Genomic DNA, 17,171 nt, shown 5'->3' with positions numbered 1-17,171 from the left:
TCGAACGCGGTCGGGCGTGAGCCGGCGCGATCGGGCGCAATCAAGCGCAATCATGCGTGAGCAGCCGTGAGCAGCCGTGACCGGGCGCGATCGAACGCGGCCGAGCGTGATCCGGCGTGATCCGGCGCGATCCTGCGTAATAACCACCGCATGCTCGGACCGACCCAGATCGGCATCCCCACGCTCGTGCGCATCAAGCCCGGGGCGCTCGCGCGCACCGGCCTCTACCTCGCGCGCGCGGCGCGCCGCCACGTCCTGCTGCTCTCCAGCGCGGGGATGCCCGCCGCCATCGAGGCGGCGATGCTCGAGGCCCTGGCGGGGCAGGGGATCGAGATCGCGGCGCGGCGCGAGGTCGGCACGGCCAGCTTCGAGGAGGCCGCCGCGCTCCTGCCCGCGCTCCCCGCGCGCTGCGACGCGATCGTCGGGCTCGGCGGCGGCCGCGCCCTCGACACGGCGAAGTACCTCGCGTTCCTCGCGCGGCTGCCGTTCCTCGCCGTGCCAACGTCGCTCTCGAACGACGGCTTCTGCAGCCCGTCGGCCAGCCTCACGGTCGGCGGCAGGCGCCGCTCGCTCCCGTGCGCCGTCCCGTGCGGCGTCGTCGTCGACACCGAGGTCTGCCTGCGCGCGCCCGAGGTCCTCTGGCTCTCCGGCGTGGGCGACCTCGTGGGCAAGGTGACCGCTGTGCACGACTGGAAGCTCGCGTTCCACGCGCGCGGCGAGCCGGTCAACGACTTCGCCGCCCTCCTCTCGGACGCGACCGTGTTCCAGTTCATGGCCCGCCCCGAGCGCGACCTCGAGGGCATGCGCCTGCTCGCGACGGCGCTCATGCTGAACGGCATCGCCATGGAGATCGCCGGGTCGTCCAGGCCGGCGAGCGGCAGCGAGCACCTCATCTCGCACGCGCTCGACCAGACCTCCGCGCGGCCGCGGCTCCACGGCCTGCAGGTCGGCGCGGCGGCGTACGTCGTCAGCCGGCTCCAGGGGCGAGACACGGACCACCTCGCCGCCGTCCTCGACGCGACGCGCTTCTGGGACGCGATCCGCGCGGACCCGTTCTCGCTCGACGAGTGGCGCGAGGCGGTCCGCGTCGCGCCGGAGATCAAGCCGGGCTTCTACACCGTCCTCTCCGCCCGCGACTGCGGGCCGGAGGTCGAGGCCATCCTCCGGACCGACCCGCGCCTCGCGGGGTGCTTCGTCTGACGGCGCTCCTCGGCGCGGGAGCGCGGCGGAGCGCCGTCACCCCGCGCCCGCGAGGAGCGGCGCCGCCAGCTGCGGAGGGAGGCTCGCGCGCGACGGGGGCGGCGGCTGCGAGCCCTCGCCCGAGGCGAGGATCGTCCGGAGCAGCGCGCCGGTGAGGCGGCCGACCTCCGGGAGCTCCCTCGCGCGGGGCCGCGGCAGGTCCACCGCGACGCTCTCCACGATGCGACCCTCGTCGAAGACGAGCACGCGGTCGCCGAGCAGGACGGCCTCCTCCACGTCGTGGGTGACGAGGATGGCCGTGAAGCCGTGCTGGGCCCACAGCGACTCGACGAGGCGCTGGGCGCCTATCCGCGTGAGGGCGTCGAGCGCCCCGAAGGGCTCGTCGAGCAGCAGGACCCTGGGGTCGTGGACGAGCGCGCGCGCGAGGGCGACCCGCTGCCGCTGGCCGCCCGAGAGCACGCCGGGGTAGTCGTCCTGGCGATCGAGCAGGCCGACCCGCGCGAGGACGTCGCGCGCGCGCTCGCGGCGCTCCCTGGGCAGGCCGATGCAGACGTTCTGGAGGACGGTGCGCCACGGCATCAGCCGGGGCTCCTGGAAGACGACGCGCACGGCCGCGCCGCCCGCGCCGCCCTCCGGCGTGACGACGCGCGCCGCGCCGCCCGTGGGCTGCTCGAGGCCGCACAGGACGCGAAGGAGGGTGCTCTTGCCCGATCCGCTCCGCCCGACGATGGTGAGGAGCTCGCCAGGGGCGATGTCGAGCTCGATGCCCGAGAGGACTGGCCTGTCATCGAACCGCTTCTCGAGCCGCTCGAGGACGACCCGCGCGCCGCTCCGGCGACTGTCCGGCACGCTCATGTTCACCCCGCGTCCATTCGCTGCAATCGAGGCTGCCAGGGCAGGAGACGGCGCTCGGCCCACCGCGCCAGGGAGTCGGCCAGCTTGCCGAGGATCGCCCAGAGCACGATGGTGAGCACGAGCAGGTCCATCTGCATGAACTCCCGCGCGTTCATCGCGACGTAGCCGAGGCCCTGCGTCGCGCCGATCGTCTCGGCGACGATCAGCACGAGCCACGAGATCCCGAGCGCGAAGCGGAGGCCCACGAGGATCGACGGGAGGGCGCCGGGGAGGATGACCTCGCGGTAGAGCGCGAGCCCGCGGACGTCGTAGACGCGCGCCATCTCGATGATGTGCGGGTCCACGCTGCGCACGCCGTGGAAGGTGTTCAGGTAGACGGGGAAGAGCACCGTCACGGCGACGATGAAGAGCTTGGCCGTCTCGCCGAGCCCGAACCACAGGATGACCAGCGGCACGAGCGCGAGCGCCGGGATGGCGCGGAGCATCTGGAGGGGCCCGTCCACGACGAGCTGGAGCGGGCGCGAGAGGCCGGTGGCCAGGCCGAGCACGAGCCCGATGCCGGCGCCGATCACGAGGCCGCCGAGCGCGCGCAGCGCGCTGACGCCGAGGTGCGCCGGGAGGTCGCCGCTCGCGGTGGCGTGGACCGCGGCCAGCACCACCTCCGACGGCGACGGGAGCAGGCTCTTCGGGAGGATCTGCAGGCGGGAGAGGGCTTCCCAGACGAGCACGAGCGCGATCGGGGCGACCCAGGGGGCGAGGCTCCGGCCAAGCGCGCCCGGCGCGCGGCGGCCCGGCGCGCTGCCGGCCGTCATCGGACGCCTCCGTACGCCGCGACCGACAGGAAGGCGTCCTCCACGCGGACCTCGCGCGGGATGATCGCGAGCTTGTGGAGCGTGTCGGCGATGACCTGCTGCTTCTTCAGGATCTCGGGCGTGATCGGCAGGAGGCCGAACGCGCGCCGGCGCTCGGAGGTGAGGAACGCCTCGTAGGCGACGCCCGACGATCTCGCGAGGATCTGCGAGGTCTCCTCCTTGTTGTCGCGCTCCCACCCGCTCAGGGCCTGGTACTCGTCGAGCACGATCCGCAGGAGCTCCGGGTGCTCCTCGGCGAACTCGCGCCGGGCGACGTAGAAGAGGTGGTTGTCGACGAGCCCCTCGCCGCTCTGGAGGACACGCGCGCCGGCGAGCTCCGCCGCGGCGAGGAACGGGTCCCAGATCACCCAGGCGTCGACCTTGCCGCTCTCGAACGCGCTCCGCGCGTCCGCCGGCGCGAGGAACGAGATCTGGAGGTCGTCCAGCGTCAGCCCGGCGCCCTCGACGGCCCGGATCAGCAGGTAGTGCACGTTGGAGCCGCGGTTGACGGCGACGCGCTTGCCCTTCAGGCCCGCGACGCCGGTGATCGGCGAGCCCTTCGGCACGATGATCGCCTCGGCCTTCGGGGCCGGAGGATCGGTGGCGACATAGACGAAGGGCACGCCGCCCGCCTGCGCGAAGACCGGGGGCGTCTCGCCGACATGGCCGACGTCGACGGCGCCGGCGCGCATGGCCTCGAGCAGCGGAGGCCCCGCGGGGAACTCGACCCACTCGGCGCGCGCGTTCCTCGCCTCGAGCGCCTTCTTGAGGCCCTCCGCGCGGTCCTTGAGCAGGTAGGGCGTGCCGATCTTCTGGTAACCGAGGCGCACGACCGCCGCCTCGCGCGTGTCCTGCGCCCGCGCCGGGGCGACTGCGTCGCTCCCGGTCGCTGCGCCCGGCTCACCGCCGCCGCGATCGCAGCCGAGCAGGGCGCACGCCAGCGCGGCGAATCCAAGCAGCCCGGAGCGGATCGTCGTGAAGGAGGTGTGCCTGATCATGAGGGTCTTCTGGATGCCTTCCGGCTCGCCGAGGACAGTACGGGTTGATTCCAGGTACACGGGATTGGGCGAGGAAATCGCGCCTGGATGTAAGCGCTGGTCTCAGGCAGCCGTCGTGCCAGCCAGGAACCCTGTCATTTCGAGCGCTTGTCGGGACCTCCGCCGGCAGAGTCCGGGTTGCGCTGCTGCTCCAGCAGCACGCGATCAGCAATCCTTGCTGCTGGGGAGGCTTTCAGGTGTCAGCCAGGACGGACTTCTGTCATAAGGGCGCCGTCATGACGGTAGAGATTCAAGGGAAATGGGCGCTTGTGACCGGCGCGAGCCGGGGTATCGGCAAGCAGATCGCGCGCGGGCTCGCGGGTCTCGGCTGCAACCTTGTCCTGCACAGCCGCGACGCGGCGCACACGCGGGAGCTCGTGGGGGAGCTCGCCGGCAAGGGGATCCGGGTGAGCGCGGTCGCGGGCGAGCTGTCGGACCAGGGGGCTGTGGATCGCCTGCTGGACGAGGCCATCGCCGCGTCGGGCGGGATCGACATCCTGTACAACAACGCCGCGATCATGACGCCTTTCCGCACGTCGTACACGGAGACGCCGGCGGAGGATTACCGGCTGAGCTTCGAGGTCAACGTGATCAGCCCGATCCGGATCACGTACAGGCTGCTGCCGACGATGCTGAAGCGCGGCTGGGGGCGCATCGTCCAGGTGACGTCCGGGATCCAGGACCAGCCCGAGCTGATGGCGTATGCGGCGTCGAAGGCGGCGCTCGACAAGTTCGTTCGCGACACCGTCCCTTCGCTGCGCGGCACGGGTGTGCTGATGAACCTGCTCGACCCGGGATGGCTGCGGACCGATCTCGGCGGGCCGAAGGCGCCGAACGACGTCGAGTCTGTCCTGCCGGGAGCGCTGGTGCCGGCGCTCGTCGACGGCGAGGTCCACGGCGTGTTCTTCCGCGCGCAGGACCACGCGCGTCCCGTCGCGCGCTGACGCACCCGGTCCCCCGGCGCGGCGCCTCCGACGGGGCGCCGCGCGGGTCGTGCCCGGCGAAGCGGGGAGGCGCCGTGTCGACCTATTGTGTCGCGCGGCGGGCGCGCGCGTTGCTAAGGTGCCGGGAGGTGAAAGCGATCTCGGGACCTGGGGCGGAGACGGGACGTCGCGCGGCGGCCGGCGCAGGGCGAGCCGCTCCGGTGTGCGCGACGGCCGTCGAGGCGCGCCCGCCGGGGCGGTGGCGCTGGGGGGCGCTCCTGCCCCTCCTGGCGTGCGGCGCCTGCTCGCTCGAGGGGCTGTCCCAGGCGTGGGACACGTCGTCGGCCTCCGCGGGAGGTGCGGGCGCGGCGAGCGGCGGAAGCGGGGCCGTGTCCAGCGGCGGGGGCGCGGACGCGGCGAGCGGCGGGGGCGCGGCGAGCGGCGGGGGCGCGGCGAGCGGCGGGGGCGCGGCGAGCGGCGGAGGCGGAGGCGAGGGCGGAGGAGCGTCCAGCGGCGGAGGCGAGGGCGGAGGAGCGTCCAGCGGCGGAGGCGGGGGCGCGTCCAGCGGCGGCGACGTGCTCGAGCGCGAGGCCGAGGGGTGCATCCTTTACGGCAGGTTCATTCCGATGACTCACCCGGAAGCGAGCGGCATGACGTACGTGGTCGTACCCGAGGAGGCGGGTTGCAGCGTGGGCGACGTTGTCGACTGCGCGTTCGAGGTCACCAGGGCCGGCACGTACCAGATCAAGGCCAGGGTCGCCGAGGGGCCCGACGGCGGCAAGGACAACTCGTTCCTTGTCCGCATGAATTACGAGCCGACCCTGGGGTACCAGTACGACTTCACCGGCACGGATTTCCACGACGACGTCGTCAGCGACGCGAAGGCCACCAACACGGCGCTGCTCACCTTCGCGCTCGATGCCGGGGAACACATCGTCTCGTTCGGGTGCCGCGAGGACGGGTCCATGCTCGACCGGGTCGGGCTCGTGCGCATCGGCCCTTGAGCCTCGCCGCGACCTTCCGTGACGCCGGTGACTCCCGGGGGGCGGACACCGCAGGCGGCTGAGCGGGCGAGGTCCGGCGGCGCGGTGACCGCGCGTGTCCACCGTGTCAACCCCGGGTTGACACCGGCGCAACCCCCGGCGCCGCGTGTGACGCGGGGCGAGGACGCGCGCTGGGGCCGTCACCGCGGGAGATGTCGTGTGCGATGCGCCCATCGGGGTGGCCGCGGCCCGTACTGAGCTGCTGGCATGTGCGTTGCTGCTTCAGGGGCGCGCGTCGCTGTGGCGCCGCCGGAACGGCCCGCGCGCTGTCCGGCTCCTCCTCTGCGCCGCGCGATCGCTTGGCTCATCACGGAAAGGTAGCTTGCTCATGAAGTGCGAAACTCGGGTCGCTCTGGCTGCGCTGTTCGCTCTCGGCATCTCGGCGGTCGGCTGCGGCCCGGAAGCGTCGGAGCCATCGGAGGGCGACGAGGGGCAGCCGACCGGCAGCGCGAGCGTCAGCTCCAGCAGCAGCGCCGGCACGGGCGGGAGCCCTGCGGGCAGCGGCGGCTCCGGCAGCGCGACCGCCGGCACCGGCGGCAGCGATGATGGCGGCGGCGCCAGCGGCACCGGCGGCAGCGACAACAGCGGCGGCGCCGGCGGCAGCGGTGAAGGCGGCGGCGCCGGCGGCAGCGGCGCAGGCGGCTCGGGCAGCTCCGGCAACCCCGGCGGCGTGGACTTCCGGCTCTACGGCTATGCGACGACCGGCGACGGCACGACAGGCGGCAAGGGCGGCGAGATCGTCTCCGTGAGCTCGCTCGACGACCTGAAGACCGAGGCCGCGCGGCCCGGCGCCCGCATCATCCAGATCACCGGCAAGATCAGGGGCAGCGACGACGACGTGGACGTCGCCTCGGACAAGACCATCGTGGGGGTCGGGACGAGCGGAGAGCTCGAGGGGATCGGGCTCAACCTGAGGAGATCGTCCAACGTCATCCTCCGCAACCTGAAGATCCACCACGTGCTCGCCGACACCGGCAACGGCGACGGCATCCACATGGACGAGAGCCGCAACGTCTGGATCGACCACTGCGAGCTCTGGGCCGACTCCCCCGCCGTGAACTCCGACAAGGACAAGTACGACGGCCTCATCGACGCGACCCACGAGTCGTCGAACATCACCATCTCGTGGAGCTACCTGCACGACCACTGGAAAGGCATGCTCGTCGGCTCGTCGGACAACGACGACAGCGATCGCCGCATCACCTTCCATCACAACCACTTCAAGAACGTGAACTCCCGCCTCCCGAGCTACCGCGGCGGCAACGGCCACATCTTCAACAACTACTTCGAGGACGTCCCCACGTCGGGCGTGAACTCGCGCGTGGGCGCCTGCCTGCGGGTCGAGGGCAACCACTTCTTCAACGTCAAGAACCCCATCACCACGCTGGACAGCGACGCCGGCGGCACGCACCGCATCGACAACCTGTTCGAGCAGACCACCGGGACGCAGAAGTCCGGCGCGGACTGCACCTGGACCGCCCCGTACGACTACCCGCTCGACCGCGCGGCCGACGTCAAGGCGATCGTCCTGGCGCACGCGGGCGTGGGGAAGACCGACCCCCTCGAGAACCTGCCCTGATCGCGCGCTGCCTGACCGACGGTGACCTGGGATGCCTGACCGCCGGGGCGAGAGATCGCCCCGGCGTCGCCTCTTCCGGGAGGAGGAGCAGGGATCTGGAGGCTCAGAACGTGCAGGTCGGCGTGGGGCCGGCGGTGAAGGGCTCCCAGCGGACGTCCTCGATCGCCACGTCCATCGGCGAATCCGAGTAGATGAGGAAGGGCGTGTTGACGTTGGTGATGTCGAGCCCGCTGTCCGTCAGGCACTTCAGCGGGACGGAGACCTCGTGCCACGCCCCGTCCGCGATGGATGTCAGCGTGCTCGCGATGTTGATTTCGCCGAGGCAGGGATACACGCAGTGGGCCGAGAGCGTGACCAGCGTGCCCTCGGGCGGAGCATCGACGCGGGCCCGGAAGACGATCGAGGTCTCGGAGTTGTAGTAGGGCGACAGATCGACGCCGGGCATGCCCGCCGAGACCTGCGCGTAGATCTGGCCCGTCGCGCTCCAGGTCACCTGCTTGGCGCTGCCCTGGATCTCGCCGTCGACCGTGCTCACGCTGACCTCGCCGTCGGGCAGGGTGGCCCCCATGCCCACGTCCATGCCGCCCCAGTTCGAGGGGCCGCCGATGCGCAGCACGTAATCGCCCTTCTCGTCGCCATCCACGAAGATCTCGAGCGGCTCGTTCGTTGTGCCGGCCATCCCAGGGTCCGGGGCCGCGCAGCCGTGGCCCGTGGAGACCTCGGGCAGATCGTCGCCGAGCGTGTCGGCGTCGGTGGTCGTGAGGCCATGACCGTACGGGAAGAGCGGCTCTTCGCCGTCCCCCTTGTTGATGGGTGTCTGGCAGTCGGCCGAGGGCCACGAGAACGACAGCTTGCCCTGGAACTCGTGATCGCCGAAGAGCACGTCGGCGACGCCGCCGCCCTCGCTGCCCGGCAGCCAGGCCGCCACGAACGCGTCCGACCGGTTGATCTCCTTGTTGGTGTGGAGCGGGCGGCCCGACACGAACACCGTGACGATGGGCACATTCGGCGCCTGGGCGCGGATGGTGTCGATGACGGCGAGGTCCTCGGGGTGGCGGTTCGCGTGCTCGAGCGTCTCGAACTTGCCGATGTCGCCCTGGCCCTCGGCGTAGGGCGTCTCGCCGATGACGACGATCGCGGCGTCGAAGGTGTCGGCCGCGGCGGTGCCGTCGGGGCTCAGGGTCGCGGTGCCGTTCATCCCGGCGCCCGTGATCGCCTCGTCGATGCCGGCGTAGATGGACTGCGCGTTCGGGAAATCGGCGTTGGTGTTGCCGGTGCCCTGCCAGGTCAGCGTCCAGCCGCCGGACTGGTTCTGGATGCTGTCCGCGGTCTTGCCGGCCACGAGGACGTTCATCGACTTGCTGAGCGGCAGGACGCCGCCCTTGTTCTTGAGCAGGACGAGCGACTTGCGCACCGCCTCGCGCGCCACGGCCCGGTGCTCCGGCGCGGCGAGGAGCGTGTCGTCGCCGGCGACCAAACGCATCGAGGGGGCGCCCTTGTTGGCCCTGGGGCCGAAGAGGCCGGCCCGCATCTTCACGCGCAGGATCCGGGTCACCGCGTCGTCGACGCGGGACATCGGGATCTCGCCGCTCTGCACCCGGGCGATGGTGTTCTCGATGAACGCCATCCAGTCGTTGGGCACCATGATCATGTCCACCCCGGCGTTGATCGCCGCGGCGCATTGCGCGTTGGTACAACCCGGGAGCTGGCCGTGCCCGTTCCAGTCGCCGATGACGAAGCCGGTGAAGCCGAGCTGGCCCTTGAGGATGTCGGTGAGCAGGTACCGATGGCCGTGCATCTTGTCGCCGTTCCAGCTGCTGAACGACGCCATCACGGTCTGCGCGCCCGCCTCGAGCGCGGAGAAGTAGCCCTGGGCGTGGATGTCGCGCAGGACCTCCTCGGAGCAGACGGTGTCGCCCTGATCCTTGCCCTGCTCGGTCCCGCCGTCGCCGAGGAAGTGCTTGGCGGTCGCGACCACGTGCGTGTCGCTGAACAGGTCGGCGCTGTCCGCCGGCCGGCCCTGCAGACCCCGGATCATCCGGCCCGCGTAGCTCTTCACGATCTCCGGATCCTCGGAGTAGCCCTCGTAGGAGCGACCCCACCGGTCGTCCCGCACCACGGCGAGCGTGGGAGCGAAGGCCCAGTCGAGCCCGGTGACGGCGACCTCGGTGGCGGTGATGGAGCCGATCTGCTCGATGAGATCGGGATCGTTCATGGCGCCGAGCCCGATGTTCTGCGGGAACAGCGTCGCGCCGACCACGTTGTTGTGGCCGTGCACCGCGTCCACGCCCCAGAGGACGGGGATGCCGAGGTGCTCGCCGGGCGCGCCGCTCGTGTCGGTGGAGGCCGTGTAATAGGCGTCCGCGAGGGCGACCCAGTCGGCCACGGTCGCGTGCTTGGAGCGGCCCGGCCAGGAGCCGCCGCCGTTCAGCACCGAACCGATGTGGTGCTCCCGGACCTGCTCCGGCGTGATCGCGAGGATCTCGGGCTGGACCATCTGGCCGACCTTCTGCGCCACGCTCATCTGCGCGAGCAGCTCGGTGATGGCGTCCTCGATCTCGGGGTCGAGCGGGATATCGCTGGTCACCGTCGGCCATTCGACCGACGCGGTCTCGCCGCCCGCGCCGCCGCCGCCGGTGGCCGCGCCCGCGCCGGAGCCGCCCGCGCCGCCGCCGCCGCCGGTGGTCGCGCCCGCGTCGGAGCCGCCCGCGCCGCCGCCGCCGCCGGTGGTCGTGCCCGCGCCGGAGCCGCCCGCGCCGCCGCCGCCGCCGGTGGTCGCGCCCGCGCCGGAGCCGCCCGCGCCGCCGCCACCGCCGGTGGTCGCGCCCGCGCCGGAGCCGCCCGCGCCGCCGCCACCGCCGGTGGTCGCGCCCGCGCCGGAGCCGCCCGCGCCGCCGCCACCGCCGGTCGTGGCGCCGCCGCCCGACCCGCCCGACCCTGTCGGGTCAGCCGGGGGATCTGTGGAGTCGTCCCCACAGGCGGGAACAGGGGTGGTCAGGGCTGCGAGCAGCAGCCATCTGGCGTATCGGTTCCAATGGTTCATACGAGCGCCGGAGCATCGTCCCGGCGCAGTGGGGCGTCAAATGATTAGACCGCAGGCTGCGGACTGAGGGCGGCCCCTGGATGCATGGATGACGGCCGTCGGTTCGTGCGCTGAGGCCCGGCGGCGGGCCGACACAGCGGGGGACCCTCGACGTCCCCGCGGGTCTTCTCCCGTGAACCTCGCGGCGGCGGGGATCAGGACTCGGGCTCGTTGCCCCAGGGATTGACGTCGTGCACCTGCCCCGGGGCGGGCTTCTCGCCCTTCGTGAACGCGCCGATCAGGATGTCTTGCAACGGCTCTTCCTCTGCGCGCCGGTAGGTCCCCGCGCGCTCCGACCAGGCGATCTGGCGGCGGAAGGTCTCGACGAGCGGCACGGTGGTGCGGAAGCCGAGGTCGCGCGCGGCCTTGCCGTTGTCGAAGATCGACCCGTATTGATAGATGAACTTGACGCCGACCATGCGGCGCGGGGCGACGTCGTAGAGCCAGCCGGTGGGAATCGAGACCACGGGGGACTTGCCGCCGGCGGCCTCTTGCAGCGCGGCGAAGATGCCGCCCCACGTCGTGTGCTCGTCGCTCGTGAGGTGGTAGGCCTGCCCATAGGCCTTCTGGTTGCCGAGCGCGTTCACGAAGCCCCGGGCCACGTCGGAGACGTGCGCGATGGCCCACGGCGTCGCCCCGTCGTCGTGGACGACGAGCGGGAGCCCGCGGCGCGCGCGATCGGCCATCGAGTCGTCGAAGTAGAGCGCGCCGAGGGCGGTGTGCCCCTCGCCGGTCGTGAACGACGGCCGCAGGACCGTCGTCATGAGCCCGTCTCTGCCGTTCGCCGCGAGCAGCGTCGACTCGATGCGCGACTTGGCCTGGCCGTACCTCGTCACGGGGCGGTGCGGCTCGTCGTCGGTCGCCGGAGAGCGGGTGAGGGGACCGCCGTAGACGCACACCGTCGAGCAGACGACGAGGTGGCCCGCGCGGCCCGAGAACGCCCGGAGCAGCGAGTCGGCGTTCTCCGGCGCGAAGGCGACCATGTCGATCACGGCGTCGAACGTGCGCTGCTGCATCTCGCGCTCGAACTCGGCGTACTTCCAGCGATCGCCGACGATGACGTCGACGTCTCCCTCGAACCGCCGCGCCGTCACGCCCCTGTTGAAGAGCGTGACGCGATCGCCCCGCGCGAGGAGCTGCTCCACGATCGCGGTCGAGATGAGCCCGGTACCGCCGATGACAAGAACTCTCATGAAAGCACCTCGGTCGATCGCCCTTCTGTCAGGCCGGCCGCGCCAGCGCGGCGAGCCCGGCGCGTTCATGGCCGGAGGGGCTCTCGGGCGTCAAGGTCAATCGGCCGGCGGCGCCGCGCGGGTGCGTGTCAGCGAGACCCGGACTCCGTGCTTCGGGCGCAGCGTGATCACGGGCTCCGGCGTGACGCGGTGGCCCGGGACGAGATCGAGCGTGTAGCGCCGGGCGATCGTGGCGAGCAAGAGGACCGCCTCCATCATGGCGAACGCGTTGCCGATGCAGACCCTGGGGCCGCCGCCGAACGGAAGATAGGCATACCGCGGCAGGCGTCTCTGGAGGTCACCCTCCCACCGCTCCGGCCGGAAGGCCTCCGGATCCTCGTAATAGCGCGGGTCGCGGTGCACGACGTACTGGAGGATCCAGAGCTGCGCGCCGCGCGGGATCGCGTAACCGCCGAGCGTCGTGGAGACGATCGCCTCCCGCGCGATCGACCAGACCGGCGGCAAGATGCGCATGGATTCGAGGAGGACCTGCTCGGTGAAGCGGAGCCTCGGGACGTCGGCCACCGTCGGCGCACGGCCGCCGAGCACCTCGTCGAGCTCGCGGAGCAGCCGGGCGCGGATCTCGGGGTGCCTCGCGAGGAGCACCCATGTCCAGGAGAGCGCGGCGGCGGTCGTCTCGTGGCCCGCGAGGAACAGCGTCATCACCTCGTCGCGGAGCTGCCGGTCCGGGAGCGGCGCGCCGGCCTCGTCCCGCGCGGCCATCAGCATGGACAGGAGATCTCCCGCGTCCCGGCCGCTCGCGCGCCGCCCGGCGATGATCCTGTAGATCACGCCCTCCAGCGTCTGCATCGCCCTGTCGAAGCGCCGCTTGCCCGGCGAGGGGATCTGCCGGAGGAGCGGCACGCCGGGCGGGATGTCGCTGAACCGCTGCACGACGCCCTGGACCGCGGCGCTGACCTGCGCGGCGTCGGACGCCACGTCGGCGCTGAAGAGCACCCGCGCGACGATCTCCCGCGTGAGCGCCATCATGTCGGCGTGGGCGTCGCGCTCCTGGCCCGGCGCCCACGCGTCGAGCATGCGCTCGGTGAGCTCGACCATGACGGCGCCGTAGGAGGCCACCCGCTCCCTGTGGAAGCCGGGCTGGACGAGCCGCCGCATGCGCCGCCACCTGTCCCCCTCGCTCGTGACGAGCCCGTCGCCCAGGATCTCCGAGAGATCCCGGGTCGTGCGGTCCTTGATGTAGCTCCTGTGATCCTCGACGAGCAGGTGCTCGATGAGATCGGGCCGGCTGACGAGGTAGGTGGGCGAGAGCGGCACGCCGAGATCGACGATGTCCCCGTAACGCCGCGCGCACTCGAGGCACACCCCGAGCGGGTCCCGCAGGAGGCGCGGCAGGTTGCCGAGGGGCCGCGGCGCCTCGGCGCGCGGGGGAGACGGCAGGATCGGCATGCGGACGCGCGCTAGCGGCTCGCCGACGGCTGCCCCGAGGAGGCCTCGTCGAGCCAGAGGACGGCGGTGACGCCGCGGGGGTAATAGCGGCTGCCGACGGGCACGCCGCGCTGCATCTGGTCGGAGTAGGCCCAGTAGCCCGAGCCCTCGATCTGCCAGCGGACGTGGGCGTCCTCGTGGCGGTCGGGGTCGGGCAGGTCGACCTTCAGCACCGCGCGCGCGATGTGCTGGCAGAGGGCGATCTTGCTCGCCCACGAGTTGTCGCTGCTGCTCGAGAGCTTCCAGCCGCCCTCGGGGAACAGGCACAGCCCGGCCTTGAGCACCGCGAGCAGGTGGCGGCGGAGCACCCGGACGAGCTCGCCGTGCTCGCCCTCGGCGGCGTCGGCGCCGAGCAGGCCCATGACGTGCGGGTAGAGCAGCCCCTCGATCGCGGGGATGATCGCGCTCGTCGAGCCCCCGTCGAGCAGCGCGGGGATGTAGCCCAGCTGCTCGCTCCACGCGGCTGCGATCGCGCGCGCCGACTTCCGGGCCGCCTCCTTCGCCTCGGCGGCGCGCGGCGCGTCGCCGCAGCGCTCGAGCAGGTGCGCGAGGATCACGTACGACGCCCACCCCTTGCCGGCGAGGTAGAGGTTGCCGCGCGCGCGCCCGAGCGAGTGATCGAGCGAGTCGTACGTCGTGATCTCGGCGCCCGCCCCGCAGCGGCTGCTGTCGAGCGCCATCACGCCGGTGCGCGCGCCGGGCTCCGGCGCGTCGCGGTGGGACAGGCTCGCGAGCAGCTCGGCGAAGAGGGCCCGGTGGCGCTCGAGGAACCCCGCGTCGCCGGTGCGCGCGACGTACACGCCCGCGCAGCAGACCCAGTTCGTGAGCTGCTCGTACGTCATGTAGCTGAAGCAGAGGGCGTCGAGGTTCGGGCGCTCGTAGCTGGAGTGGGTGGCGGGCGAGAAGTTGTTGCTGACGCCCATGTCGTGCGTGAACGACACGCCGCCGGGCAGGAGCTCGCCCTGCGCGCCGGGGCGCTTCACCTGGTCGCGGTAGCTGTAGCGGTCGACGTAGAGGTCGAGGACGTTGCGCACGGCCCAGGGCGCGTAGCGCAGCTCGAAGAACAGGTGATCGATCGTGAGATCGAAGGTGTTCATCATCTCGTACTCGCCCTCGTTCACGACCCACAGCGGCGCGGGCGGCGCGGCGTCGTCGAGCGCGGTGTCGAGCCACTCGGTCGAGCCGAAGTAGCCGTGCGTCGCCTGGGCGAGCAGCCATTTCTGGGCGGGGGTGAGCGCCGCGCGCGCGAGCTCGTCGTCGCGCTCGGCCGCCTCGCGGACGAGCGCCTCGCGGCGGTCGAGCGCGGAGGTGAGGACGTCCTCGAGCCGCTTGAAGTAGCGGGTGTAGGCGTAGCGCGCCTCGACGCCCGTCGTGATGACGCCGGCGTCGTGGAACCCGAGCGCGATCCAGATCTCGCGCTTCTCGCCCGGGGGGACGTCGATGAGCAGGCCGCCGGTCTTGCCGAGGCGGAAGAGCCGATCGGCGCTGCCGTCGAACGCGTGCTCGGGCGAGAAGGCCTGGAAGGCGCGGACGCCGGGCTCGGGGCGGACGGCGAGCCCCCAGCGGCGGCCGTGGGCGACGCCGACGAGGCGGCCGTCGCTCGCCGTCTCGAGGTCGCGCAGGCTCGGCGCGTCGAGGGCGAAGAGGCCGGTCAGGGGCTCGGAGCGGCCGGTGTTGTCGAGCTCGAGGCGCGCGATGAGCGCCGGACAGGAGCGCGCGGCGACCTCGGCGGGCGGCGCCGTGCGCGGATCGGGGATCGGGCCGAACGGCGAGTAGAGCGTGAGCGCGAGCCGGCCGGCGCGGATCGTGTCGGTGGCCCAGCCGAGCTCGCGGCGGATGTCCTGCGCCCCGAAGACGCGGCGCGAGCGCGTGTCGCGCGTCAGCGTGACGCCGAAGGGGACGTCCGGGCCGCGGGTCGACTCGAAGTAGGGGAGCAGGCAGAGGTCCCCGTCGCCCTCGCGGTAGCCGATGAAGAGGTTCGAGTCTCCCGGGCGGCCCACCTGGGAGGCGAAGCCGCCCCGGCGGTCGAAGCTGCCAAGCGTGAAGGAGGCAAAGGCGCCGACCGGTGCGTGCTGGACATTGTAGGAGGAGGTCACGGCGGCAACATACGGCGGAGAGAGGGAGAGGGGAAGGGCGGGAAAGGCCCGGGGGAGAGGGTCAGCGAGGTGTGTAACAGACGTCGAGCCTGGGGCGCTGGCTCGCGACGTGGTGCTCGCTGGAGCGGTACGCGGTGCGCGCGCCGGCGTCCTCCTCGAGGAGAACACCGTGGTTGGGGTGGGCGCCGTCGACCCAGGCCTGGACGAGGGCGGTCAGGCCCAGGGCGCTCGTGCCGTACGGGATGCCGGTCGTCGTCGCCTCGACCTCCGGGGCGTAGCGCTCGGCGAAGCGCCTCCAGGTGACGGTCGCCTCGTCCCAGGGCGCGGTGATGCGGTGGGCGCGGATCGACTGCGCGCCGGAGCTGACGGCGGCGGTGACGAGGGTCGCGGAGTGGACGGTGGCGCCGAGCGGGATGGCGTCGAGCGCGAACCGGAAGAGCGCGCGCTTCGTGAAGCCCTGGCTGGCGCCCGAGTAGACATACGCCGCGTCGCCATCGTTGTAGTCCGGATAGGCCGCCCAGACGCTCGCGTCGGCGACGTCGCCGGCGAGGCCGCGCTGGAAGCTGACGCACACCGGATCGCACGCGTCGCCCTCCCCGTCGCCGTCGGTGTCCTCCTGCCCGGGGTTGTGGTGGTAGGCGCAGTTGTCGCGCTCGTCGCAGACGCCGTCCCCGTCTTCGTCCCACGCGCCCGCCGCCCAGCAGGGATCGCAGGCGTCGCCGACGCCGTTGTTGTCGCTGTCGCTCTGGTCGGGGTTGACGTCGCCCGGGCAGTTGTCGCAGGCGTCGCCCACTCCATCGGCGTCGCTGTCCTGCTGCCCGGCGTTCGCGACGGCATCGCAGTTGTCACAGGCGTTGCCGATCCCGACCGAGATCCCGTCGCCGTCGAGGTCGGCCTCGCCGACCGAGCCGAGGTAGCTGTACCCGTCGCACAGGTCGCGCTCGGCGCAGCGGGGGCGCGGCTCCTCCCCCGGCGCATCGTAGATGCAGGCCGTCTCGGTGCCCGCCGCCGACTCGACAGCTACCCGGACGAACCCCCACGCGATGTTCGGCCCGCCGACCGCCTCGACGCGGACGTCGTTGCACTGCGGCGCGTCGAGCAGCGCGAGCACCGCGGCATCCGTGTACGTCACGACGAGGGGCGTCGCGTTGCAGAAACACCCGTTGGTGCTCGGCACCGTGTCGATGTGCGTCCCCCCGACGAACAGCGCGAATCCGCCGCCGTCCCCGCAGTCCGCGTGGCTTATCGTGAACGTGACAGCGCTCGGCGCTGCCTGCGCTGTCCTCCAGGACAGCAGGACTGCGAGAGAGCCGAAGAGCAGCGCGAGGCGCGCTTTGCCGCGACCAAACATGGTGCCTCCTGGTCTGTGTTCCCGTGGGAGGTCTCCTCACTGAAGGCGCGACCCGAGCCCGCGCAGAGCGTCTCCCCGAGTGTATTTATCTTGTGTGCGTGTAATGCGCGCCGGCGTCAACAAGAAAGGCTGTGATCACCGTAGGTGTGTGATCTCCATCGACTCTTTGCGCCTCTCCCGCGGGCCGCGCCGGCCATGGGGGCGCCGCACGGACACGGAGTGTCTGACGGCATCGCCGCGGGCATGGCGCTCGTGAAGGCGGCTGGGAGCACACGTGGTGCGCCGTGCGTCAACCGCATGTGCGTTGTGCGTGAGACGGGTGTGGCAGATACCGACGTTGTGGTCCGCGCGGCGCCTGAATTTTCGACCACAGGGCTCTTCATGGCGCTCGGCGATCCCGTCGTGGACTGATGTATAAGGTCCTTATCAGGCCATGCCGGACCGGCCGCGCGCCGCCTGGCTCGGCTCCGCCG

Annotated in this window: 13 protein-coding genes; 5 read left to right on the top strand and 8 right to left on the bottom strand. The window is 72.1% G+C overall.

Annotated features, from left to right (window positions below):
- Positions 1–150: 150 nt before the first annotated feature.
- Positions 151–1,200 (top strand): iron-containing alcohol dehydrogenase family protein, encoded by a 1,050-nt coding sequence (locus tag WMF24_RS25250; RefSeq protein WP_437729937.1) that lies wholly within the window; start codon positions 151–153, stop codon positions 1,198–1,200.
- Between the two features lie 36 nt (positions 1,201–1,236).
- On the opposite strand, the gene WMF24_RS25245 is transcribed toward WMF24_RS25250, so the two are convergent.
- The 3 genes from WMF24_RS25245 to WMF24_RS25235 are packed head-to-tail and all read right to left on the bottom strand — an operon-like array spanning position 1,237 to position 3,904.
- Entirely contained in the window at positions 1,237–2,055 is an 819-nt protein-coding gene (locus WMF24_RS25245; RefSeq protein ID WP_437729936.1) for an ABC transporter ATP-binding protein, read from the bottom strand.
- A gap of 2 nt (positions 2,056–2,057) precedes the next feature.
- The gene (locus tag WMF24_RS25240; RefSeq protein WP_437729935.1) at positions 2,058–2,867 is read right to left on the bottom strand and encodes an ABC transporter permease subunit; all 810 of its coding nucleotides are present in this window, start codon (positions 2,865–2,867) and stop codon (positions 2,058–2,060) included.
- A complete protein-coding gene (locus WMF24_RS25235) occupies positions 2,864–3,904 on the bottom strand; it encodes a sulfonate ABC transporter substrate-binding protein (RefSeq protein ID WP_437729934.1) in 1,041 nt (346 codons plus the stop codon). The genes WMF24_RS25240 and WMF24_RS25235 overlap by 4 nt, the downstream gene beginning before the upstream one ends.
- 275 nt (positions 3,905–4,179) lie before the next feature.
- Between WMF24_RS25235 and WMF24_RS25230 the strand changes: the two genes are divergently transcribed.
- From WMF24_RS25230 to WMF24_RS25220, 3 genes are all read left to right on the top strand, one after another.
- Positions 4,180–4,887, top strand: coding sequence for an SDR family NAD(P)-dependent oxidoreductase (locus WMF24_RS25230; protein WP_437729933.1), 708 nt, complete (start codon positions 4,180–4,182; stop codon positions 4,885–4,887).
- A gap of 200 nt (positions 4,888–5,087) precedes the next feature.
- Complete coding sequence (locus WMF24_RS25225; RefSeq protein ID WP_437729932.1) at positions 5,088–5,870, top strand: hypothetical protein; 783 nt, start codon at positions 5,088–5,090, stop codon at positions 5,868–5,870.
- A 367-nt stretch (positions 5,871–6,237) separates the two neighbouring features.
- Entirely contained in the window at positions 6,238–7,488 is a 1,251-nt protein-coding gene (locus WMF24_RS25220) for a pectate lyase family protein (RefSeq protein WP_437729931.1), read from the top strand.
- Positions 7,489–7,591: 103 nt separating this feature from the next.
- Here the strand turns inward: WMF24_RS25220 and WMF24_RS25215 are convergent, their stop codons facing one another.
- From WMF24_RS25215 to WMF24_RS25195, 5 genes are all read right to left on the bottom strand, one after another.
- On the bottom strand, positions 7,592–10,531 hold the full coding sequence (locus WMF24_RS25215) for a glycoside hydrolase family 3 protein (protein WP_437729930.1): 2,940 nt from the start codon (positions 10,529–10,531) through the stop codon (positions 7,592–7,594).
- A gap of 194 nt (positions 10,532–10,725) precedes the next feature.
- On the bottom strand, positions 10,726–11,763 hold the full coding sequence (locus WMF24_RS25210) for an NAD-dependent epimerase/dehydratase family protein (protein WP_437729929.1): 1,038 nt from the start codon (positions 11,761–11,763) through the stop codon (positions 10,726–10,728).
- Between the two features lie 96 nt (positions 11,764–11,859).
- The gene (locus WMF24_RS25205; protein ID WP_437729928.1) at positions 11,860–13,212 is read right to left on the bottom strand and encodes a cytochrome P450; all 1,353 of its coding nucleotides are present in this window, start codon (positions 13,210–13,212) and stop codon (positions 11,860–11,862) included.
- Between the two features lie 11 nt (positions 13,213–13,223).
- The gene (locus WMF24_RS25200) at positions 13,224–15,347 is read right to left on the bottom strand and encodes a glycoside hydrolase family 52 protein (protein WP_437729927.1); all 2,124 of its coding nucleotides are present in this window, start codon (positions 15,345–15,347) and stop codon (positions 13,224–13,226) included.
- A 61-nt stretch (positions 15,348–15,408) separates the two neighbouring features.
- Positions 15,409–16,698, bottom strand: a complete 1,290-nt coding sequence (locus WMF24_RS25195) for a DNRLRE domain-containing protein (protein ID WP_437729926.1) — start codon at positions 16,696–16,698, stop codon at positions 15,409–15,411.
- A 219-nt stretch (positions 16,699–16,917) separates the two neighbouring features.
- Between WMF24_RS25195 and WMF24_RS25190 the strand changes: the two genes are divergently transcribed.
- Positions 16,918–17,109 (top strand): hypothetical protein, encoded by a 192-nt coding sequence (locus WMF24_RS25190; protein ID WP_437729925.1) that lies wholly within the window; start codon positions 16,918–16,920, stop codon positions 17,107–17,109.
- Positions 17,110–17,171 lie beyond the last annotated feature (62 nt).

The sequence above is a fragment of the Sorangium sp. So ce1335 genome (assembly GCF_051521615.1).
Taxonomy (GTDB): domain Bacteria; phylum Myxococcota_A; class Polyangia; order Polyangiales; family Polyangiaceae; genus Sorangium.
The sequence above is the reverse complement of the archived record's forward strand: the minus strand, read 5'-3'. Positions and strand labels throughout refer to the sequence as shown.

Excerpts from the sequence above, each read along its gene's own strand:
- WMF24_RS25195 (WP_437729926.1), bottom strand. The coding sequence starts at position 16,698 with ATGTTTGGTCGCGGCAAAGCGCGCCTCGCGCTGCTCTTCGGCTCTCTC.
- WMF24_RS25235 (WP_437729934.1), bottom strand. The coding sequence starts at position 3,904 with ATGATCAGGCACACCTCCTTCACGACGATCCGCTCCGGGCTGCTTGGA.
- WMF24_RS25245 (WP_437729936.1), bottom strand. The coding sequence starts at position 2,055 with ATGAGCGTGCCGGACAGTCGCCGGAGCGGCGCGCGGGTCGTCCTCGAG.
- WMF24_RS25230 (WP_437729933.1), top strand. The coding sequence starts at position 4,180 with ATGACGGTAGAGATTCAAGGGAAATGGGCGCTTGTGACCGGCGCGAGC.
- WMF24_RS25210 (WP_437729929.1), bottom strand. The coding sequence starts at position 11,763 with ATGAGAGTTCTTGTCATCGGCGGTACCGGGCTCATCTCGACCGCGATC.
- WMF24_RS25220 (WP_437729931.1), top strand. The coding sequence starts at position 6,238 with ATGAAGTGCGAAACTCGGGTCGCTCTGGCTGCGCTGTTCGCTCTCGGC.
- WMF24_RS25215 (WP_437729930.1), bottom strand. The coding sequence starts at position 10,531 with ATGAACCATTGGAACCGATACGCCAGATGGCTGCTGCTCGCAGCCCTG.
- WMF24_RS25205 (WP_437729928.1), bottom strand. The coding sequence starts at position 13,212 with ATGCCGATCCTGCCGTCTCCCCCGCGCGCCGAGGCGCCGCGGCCCCTC.
- WMF24_RS25250 (WP_437729937.1), top strand. The coding sequence starts at position 151 with ATGCTCGGACCGACCCAGATCGGCATCCCCACGCTCGTGCGCATCAAG.
- WMF24_RS25240 (WP_437729935.1), bottom strand. The coding sequence starts at position 2,867 with ATGACGGCCGGCAGCGCGCCGGGCCGCCGCGCGCCGGGCGCGCTTGGC.